Source organism: Hydrocoleum sp. CS-953 (assembly GCF_002260545.1).
Taxonomy (GTDB): domain Bacteria; phylum Cyanobacteriota; class Cyanobacteriia; order Cyanobacteriales; family Microcoleaceae; genus Trichodesmium.
In genome coordinates, this window is sequence record NZ_LGSU01001174.1 from 1 (window position 1) to 7,563 (window position 7,563).

The window sequence follows — 7,563 nt, forward strand, 5'->3', positions numbered from 1 at the left end:
TTGCTCTACTTCCCACACCTTCCAAACCTCCAATAGCATTCCATCTTTAGATCAAGTACTCAGGGTAGCATCGCTTAACTTAGTCTTAGTTAATAATTAATTAAACTATTGCGTTACAGTTTTTAGATTTTAGATAGCTTCTCCTCCATGTTTTGTAAAATTATTTTATTCAATTGATTTAGTAGTCGAGCAAAATTAATTGTATGTTTTATGATTATTAGGTTAAGTAATTAGGCAAAAATATAGCAATCAGGATAATTCACCCTCATATAGAATCTCTTCAGAAATTCCCATAGGTTCCATTTCCAAATTTTCCTGACTACCCATTTCTCGTATCCATCTCAAAAGTGTATTTGCTAACCTTGTTGCTATAACAGTTCCTTCAAAATTAAAGTCAGGATTTTGTAAACCCTTGCCCAACATTTGTTTACCTATATCTGTAATAAAAACTAATACTGCTCTATTTTTTACCTCAATTCTAATTGCTCCAGATTTTTCTAATTCCTCATATACCCCTTGATATTTACCTATTTTTTTCCCGTATTTTTTCCGTTTAACTCTAGTAGTTAATTCACTTTTTTTTACTCCTATAGCTGTTTCTCCCTCCCCTCCTAAATCCCACAAAGTAAGCAGTAGACGAGTTTTATTTATATCCTCAACACTTTCCTCTCCAATAATTTTATTATCATGGCTTAAATTAATATTTGTTTCTGTTTCTAAACTCTGATTTTCTGTTGACATCTCCAGATTTCCTTATGTGTATGAAATCATTAATAAACACTATTGGGTAGACTCATCTTTTTGTTTATTAAACCTGCCCACGACCAGTTAAATAATTAACTAATTTAAAATGAAAATTGAACTATCAGAAAAGACTCTAATAGCTCTTAATTTCAAAATTCAGAAATGCTTGTAGAGAGACAAAGCTAAATATTCAGTATTTTCTGTGCCATCTCTATAGTTTGACGCATCTTCCGTTCACAATTAATCAATGCAGAATATTCTGCATCTGTCAAGTCTAGCTCTAACACTTTTCCTACTCCCTGACTTCCTAACAAACAGGGAACTCCTAAAAAAATATTTTCTAAACCATATTGCCCTTGAAGATAGGCACTACAAGGTAAAAGTTGATTTTGATTTTTTAAGATCGACTCTATCATTAAACTTGTGGATGCTGCTGGTGCATAGTAGGCACTACCTGTCTTCATCAACTTAACAATTTCCGCCCCACCATTACGAGTTCTTTCAATAATTCTGGCAATAGCACTATCGTCCATAATTTCTGTAATGGGTATACCATTAACAGTCGAATAGCGTGGCAAAGGAATCATTAGATTTCCATGAGTCCCCAAAACCATCCCACTAATATTAGCCACAGAAATTCCTAATTCCATCGCAATAAATGTCCGAAACCTTGCAGCATCTAACAGGCTTCCCATTCCTATAACTCGGTGTCCAGGTATTCCTATAGTCTGCCAAGCTAAATAGGTCATTAGGTCAAGGGGGTTGGTAACTACTATAAAAATGGCATTTGGAGAGTGGGCAAATGCAGCTTTTGCTACATTAACGACAATCTGGGAATTAATTTTCAGTAACTCATCTCGACTCATTCCTGGCTTCCGAGGTTGTCCTGATGTAATAACTACAATATCTGAATCTGCTGTATCTACATAATCATTTGTACCAATAATTTGGCGATCGTTTAGATACAGTGCTTTTGCTTGGATTAAATCTAGGGCTATACCTTGAGGCAAATCTGAGATAATATCTAGTAATACTACATTCGCAATATTTTTCTCTAACAGTATTTCGGCCAGGGTACTACCTACTTTTCCAGCTCCAATAATTGATACACGGCCAACATCAACAGTAGAATCACAAGTCATAAATTTCTCAGTAATACCAGTTTTATAAGTAGTCATGCAAAATTAATTACACATACTCTAAAGCGGAAAAGCATAAGTTGTAAAAATTACAGGGAATAAAAATAGCAGGAGTCTGCGGTTTTAATTTCTGATTAAAAAGAAGACCCCTGCTTTTGATATATTCTTAAAGTTTAGAGAAAATTTTACTCAAATTTTTCTAACTGGTCTAGTCGTAACCAGATATTCGGAGTAGGAACTTTGCCAAATTTGACAAAAGCATAATCTCCCCTAGTATCTACAATTTCTCCCTTACTTTCAAATATGTAAGGAGGGAACCTATTGTCACTTGCTTTAGCTTCTAAACTATTTTCTAGTTTTTCTCGCACAACACGAACTAAACTACCTTTTTTAATCTCTGCCATATATGGATTTCTATTTCTTGTCTTTTCTGTCTTAAATTCTAATAGGGAATTACATTAAGTCGATCTTTTTTTCTTTTTCCCTATCCTACTCCCCATTTTCTAATCTTCCCTACTCCCTACTCCCTATTATTTTTGACATTGAGGACAAAAATGGGTAGACCGCCCCGCTAGCTTAATTTTTTCTAAATATGTATCACAAATTCGACATGGTTGACCAGCACGATTATAAACCCAAGCTACGCCCCCATAATTACCATTAACTCCCTTAACATTGAGAAAGTTGCTGAAAGTTGTACCACCTGCATCTATAGAAGTTGCCAAAACTTTCAGAATAGCTATATGTAATTGTTCTATTTGGTTTTCAGTCAAATCTTTGCACAAAGTTGTGGGTCTAATACCACTGAGAAATAAGGCTTCATCAGCGTAGATATTGCCTAACCCAGCAATGGTTTTTTGGTCTAAAAGGGCTGTTTTAATGGGTCTGTGCCTTTTGTGTAATTGTTTACTAAGATACTCAAGAGAAAATTCTGGGGAAAATGGTTCTGGACCTAGTTGTTTCAGACCAGTGATAATGTGGGATATTTCTTTTGCTGGTGCTATTCTCCACATCTGGCCAAAGGTACGTTGATCTACAAATCTTAATTCATGGGTGGGATTTTTTTTGTCCTCTGTTGATTGATTGCTAAAAAATAATCTAACTCGTGTATGTTTGTGTAGTCTTTCTTCTGGCTTTACCCATAGGAGTTGGCCTGTCATTCGCAGATGTACTCCTAACCAACCATCCTGGTTTTGTTTGACCTGGGTAAATTCTGGGGTTTCTCGATCCCATTTGTAGACTTGAGCGAGTAAATATTTGCCTCGTCGATGCCATTGGGCGATCGCTTTTCCTTCCAACCCACCTAAAAAATCATCAACAGAAACAGGGTGAGCAACTGTGCGTTTTAGCAACACTTCCCCACCCAATATCTGTTTATTGAGAGTCAGTTGATTTAGACCTCGTTTTACTATCTCTACTTCCGGTAGTTCTGGCACAGTGCTAACTATTCCTCACAGTATTTATTATTATATAGATACTGTAGAGAATTTTTTCTAGTTAAGCATTTATCTAAGACATTGACATCTCCAGGGGTTGAAACACCCTTGATTCCGTGCGTGCTTAACCCACCGCAAATGGGACGGGGCGTTTAAAGTGCGGAAGTAAATTCCGCACGCAGCCCCTCATAAATCCACATTTGCTTCAAGCCTGTCAACAGACTTCTAAACTCCTCGGCGTAGACAAAAATCTAGCTCTGAGGTTACTTTTTTTAGTTAGCTTTCACGAGTGGTTTTACTCACGCTGGTTGGAGCAATAAATCGCTGCTTTAGCTGCCTGCTTGCTTTTCTAAGGGAATGCTACGCAAACAGCCGTCGTAGGAAATTAGTTCCCCGTCTCCTGTCCGCCGGAATTTCACCGTACTAGCGCTCTTGTCATGGCGACAAACCTTGTTCTTACTTGCTATCTCTTAGTATACCAGACTTTTACGCCGCTTTATTACCCGCACGTCGTTATTCAACCAGCCGTTAAAACAGGCTGGCTAACTTTCTCCCGACATTTTTCAGGTTTTTGCCTATTTTTGCTTGTTTAATTTAGAATTGCTAGAGTGAGCTTTTTCTATATCTTTAAATGTTCCAAGAACAGTTAGCCTAATTATTTACCTTTCGGCGCTTCTACCTCTACAACTTCACTCATGCCAAAGTTATTTGTGTTAACACCAGATGCACTACCACTGAAACCGTTGTAATTTACTTTGTCAAACCGAACAATAACTGGGTACTTAATGCCACTTTTATCAACAGAAGCAACTGTACCAATTTCCTGATACCAGTAGGATTCTTTCCGTAAAATCCGAACTTTAGAACCACGTTGAACCATGAATTTTTTTTCCTTTAAATTAAGTATGGTAAAACTGTCATCTCATCCTATCTCTTTTAAGCCTAATAATTTTTTAAGTTTTGTTGCAATTAATTTAGCCAGGATATTTGAACAAAATGGGCAGGGCGACCCCACAAATCTTGAATAACAGAAATATCAATCACTCTCAAGTTAAAAGGAATAGCAGTTGTGAGATATTTTTGGGCTAAACTACCCAATTCTGGTGCTAGTTGTGTAGCTGCCGTAGCTGCAATACCAAAACCTAAAAGTTGTTCAATTGGTTTTGGGGGTAAAAGCATATTTATACCTAGAGCAAATCCAGCAGTAAGAGTCATTGCCACTGATAAATTTGTGCCACATCTAGGATGTACTGCTAAATTCCATTCTCCAGAAGTAATTCGCTGTAGTGCTGTTTCTACTGCCTGATTTAATTGAGATGGGTCTACTGCACCGTAAAGATAAAATCCTTGTGGTGTGGACATCCCTCCAATTGATTCATTAGAAGTTGTTGCAGTTCCTGAGTTGGCTAATTCACTCAATACCCAAACTGTAGCGTGTTCTAGAGCATGAACTTGTCTAATTGTCAATATCTCTTTTAAACCAGGAAAAAAATCTAGTTGCTTGAGAAAATCGCTATCTTGTGTAGGATAGGGGGAAAAGTTAAAGGGAAACTGATCATTTACAGATGAAGTAGAGGTATTTGTTGTCATAGTATTTTTTCTTCTTGAAAATTGCCTATTTCTATAACATTCCTATTGTAGTTGCGGAAAAAATATTCTGACAAAAGGGAATAGGTAGGGTTTGCTGAAAAAGTCTTTTTAAGGAGTAGGGGAGTGGGTAGGGAAGTTGTATGCAACGTCCGTACAGAGTAGTTAGGAGAAACGAGGAATTATAGAGGAGATAGTCGGATATATTTTTCCCTTGATTTTTCTGTTATATATTCTGCCTTTTGTGCTAACTTTTTGAGAGTTTTCAACTGAAAACCTGGCACTTTTTTTAAACCTAAGAAGGCACTTACCTTTACCTGTCAGTGCTTTTAGATTTAATCAGCAAGGTCTAGGTAAGAGGGAATGGGGAACAGAAGTAAAAGTTAGAGAATTTTTATCTATCTTTTGGTAAGCATTCAGCCGTCAGCCGTCAGCTATCAGCTATGGCTTTTCATTTTACATAAAAGCTTTATTTAAACCCCAGCCCTTAAGACCAGAGTTCTATTGAGCCAGAATTAATCTTAACTACACTCGTCCTAGTCTTATTGCTGATGGCTGACAGCTAATAGTTGAATACTTACATCTTTTGGATTTTTTACCAGTGATTTAAGATTGCTATAGATTTAATATTCCTTGAAAATTTTAGATAAATTCTTATTTATTTAATTAACTATTTTATCTGAAAAAAATTTCTATTTATATCATAAAATTATCTTGGCTATTTTACTCAAATAAAAGCTTAATTACTACCTCTAAATTATGAATATCATAGACATTTATCCAAATTTGTGAAGTATAGCAATGTGCGCTGGCACGCTTTACAAATTGCAGGAGATGTCCAAGCAGCTCAAAGCTTTATATTATCGGCAATTTATTCTCACTATTGCTTGTTTTATGTTCCCTGTTCCCGGAGCGCAGCGCTATACAATTATGGTTCACTGAATAAGTCTAACAACATTACCGAAACATAAAGGTATAAAGCCTCTCCATTCATGGATAAAAAAGAAAAAAAATTACTTCCCTTTTAGCAAATACTCTTATTAAAAAGAATAGACAATTATTAATTGTTGAATACTCAAAAGTTTATAGCTTTTTTTTCTTAAACAAAGTCTGAAAATTATCACCTTTGCCTGTCTCAAAAACCCTGAACTTTTAACATAACTAACCTCAAAAATATCAGAAAATTTTTTTCTCACTCCTGTGTACTCCCCATTCCTTCTAACTCGATCCTCCTACCCATATCCGCAATACTTATTCAGTAGACCAAAATTATTTTTTTCCCTATTATTTGTTGGTAATTAAGTTATTTCCTCAACAGTTAATCCCATAACAACCAACAGGAAATAGGAAATAAGAAATAGGAAGAAAAAAGATAAATGTATCTCACAAAGAGTGAGAAACGGTATATTATGTTTGTTCTTGTCTTTGACCATTGCGAAATACTCCAGGAAATCGCTTTCCTTCAGAATCTATAATAATCCCTACACCATGAGGTACTCCACCCCTGAGTTCTCCTTCATAACGAATTCCATTAGGATATGTACAACTTCCTTTCCCATCTAGCGCGGCGTTAAAAAAATCTCCTTGACACCGTATTCCATTAGCACGGATAAACACCCCTGGTCCAAAAGGATTTCCAGCAAAGAATTCTCCCTCATAGCGATCGCCATTAGCGTAAATAAATTGACCTCGACCCGTGGGCTGACTACTAATCACACTACTAGAGAGATTTTCTACTAGGTTAAAATCTCCAACAAAGCGATCGCCATTGTCAAAAATAATTGTCCCAGACCTAATTTGTCCATTTTGGAATACTCCTGTCACCCTAGCGTCATTGGAGAATATAAAAGTACCTTGTCCATTCGGAAGACCATTACGAAACTGTCCTTCGTAGCGATCGCGATTAGCATAGACATATACACCACTTCCTTGTGGCCTTCCATTAACAAAATCCCCAGCATAATTATCTCCATTGGGGTAATTACACTTCACTCTACCTGTAGGAGGGTTGCCTTGACAAAAAGGTGCTTCTGTTTGTTCTTGTGCCATTAATGGCTGAGGATGCCACATTATAATTATGTATCCTAGACAAGAACCTGTTAATATTGCTTTCCTTAGTTGTTTTATTAATAGCAGCATGGTTATTTCAGTTATCAGTTATCAGTTATCAGTACCTCTAATAATAGGGAGGCTTGAAATCTGAAATTTCCTTTTTCGTCTCCTTGAAAAGGGAGGCCATTGACCTGATCTATTTGGTCTGTATCAAACTTGCTTATATATGTAGAGTTTTATTATTCCAATTTTATTATAATCCTCTCCTATAAATCTTTAGGAGTTTGTGGGCATTTAATAACAAATGCCTAAACTTGCTGAAAAGCATTTATTTTTTATTATTCTTCAGTAGTTATCGGTTTACTTCCAACCTCTTTAGGAATTTCCACACCACTTTGCTCAAATACAACAACTGGTTCAGCCCCCTTCTTCAAGTCAACTCGCTTTACCAATACCTGACCATTTGCCAGCCTTTGCCCGATCTTCACATATCTACTGGTAGGTTCGGTAGGAACTTTAACAATAATCTGCTTTTGGCTCCCCACTTGTACAACCCCACTAACTTCTATACCATCAGCAATAGTAGTATCTGGTGGTGGTGGAGG

7 protein-coding genes and 1 pseudogene are annotated in these 7,563 nt (G+C 36.5%); all 8 read right to left on the reverse strand.

From position 1 onward, the window contains the following. Positions 1-249: 249 nt before the first annotated feature. Positions 250-741, reverse strand: a complete 492-nt coding sequence (locus tag AFK68_RS18935; protein ID WP_210407499.1) for a hypothetical protein — start codon at positions 739-741, stop codon at positions 250-252. Positions 742-926: 185 nt separating this feature from the next. Beyond that, on the reverse strand, positions 927-1,886 hold the full coding sequence (mdh, locus tag AFK68_RS18940) for a malate dehydrogenase (RefSeq protein WP_094674145.1): 960 nt from the start codon (positions 1,884-1,886) through the stop codon (positions 927-929). Positions 1,887-2,068: 182 nt separating this feature from the next. Further along, complete coding sequence (locus AFK68_RS18945) at positions 2,069-2,287, reverse strand: NAD(P)H-quinone oxidoreductase subunit O (protein ID WP_094674135.1); 219 nt, start codon at positions 2,285-2,287, stop codon at positions 2,069-2,071. 126 nt (positions 2,288-2,413) lie between these two features. Then, positions 2,414-3,319, reverse strand: a complete 906-nt coding sequence (locus tag AFK68_RS18950; RefSeq protein ID WP_094674137.1) for a DNA-formamidopyrimidine glycosylase — start codon at positions 3,317-3,319, stop codon at positions 2,414-2,416. A 655-nt stretch (positions 3,320-3,974) separates the two neighbouring features. Continuing rightward, positions 3,975-4,199, reverse strand: a complete 225-nt coding sequence (locus tag AFK68_RS18955; protein ID WP_094674139.1) for a photosystem I reaction center subunit IV — start codon at positions 4,197-4,199, stop codon at positions 3,975-3,977. A gap of 89 nt (positions 4,200-4,288) precedes the next feature. Next, the gene (locus AFK68_RS18960; RefSeq protein ID WP_094674141.1) at positions 4,289-4,909 is read right to left on the reverse strand and encodes a DUF6391 domain-containing protein; all 621 of its coding nucleotides are present in this window, start codon (positions 4,907-4,909) and stop codon (positions 4,289-4,291) included. Positions 4,910-6,313: 1,404 nt separating this feature from the next. Then, a complete protein-coding gene (locus AFK68_RS18965; protein ID WP_094674143.1) occupies positions 6,314-7,045 on the reverse strand; it encodes an MORN repeat-containing protein in 732 nt (243 codons plus the stop codon). Between the two features lie 251 nt (positions 7,046-7,296). Continuing rightward, positions 7,297-7,563 (reverse strand): annotated as a pseudogene (locus tag AFK68_RS18970) (hypothetical protein); the annotation flags it as partial.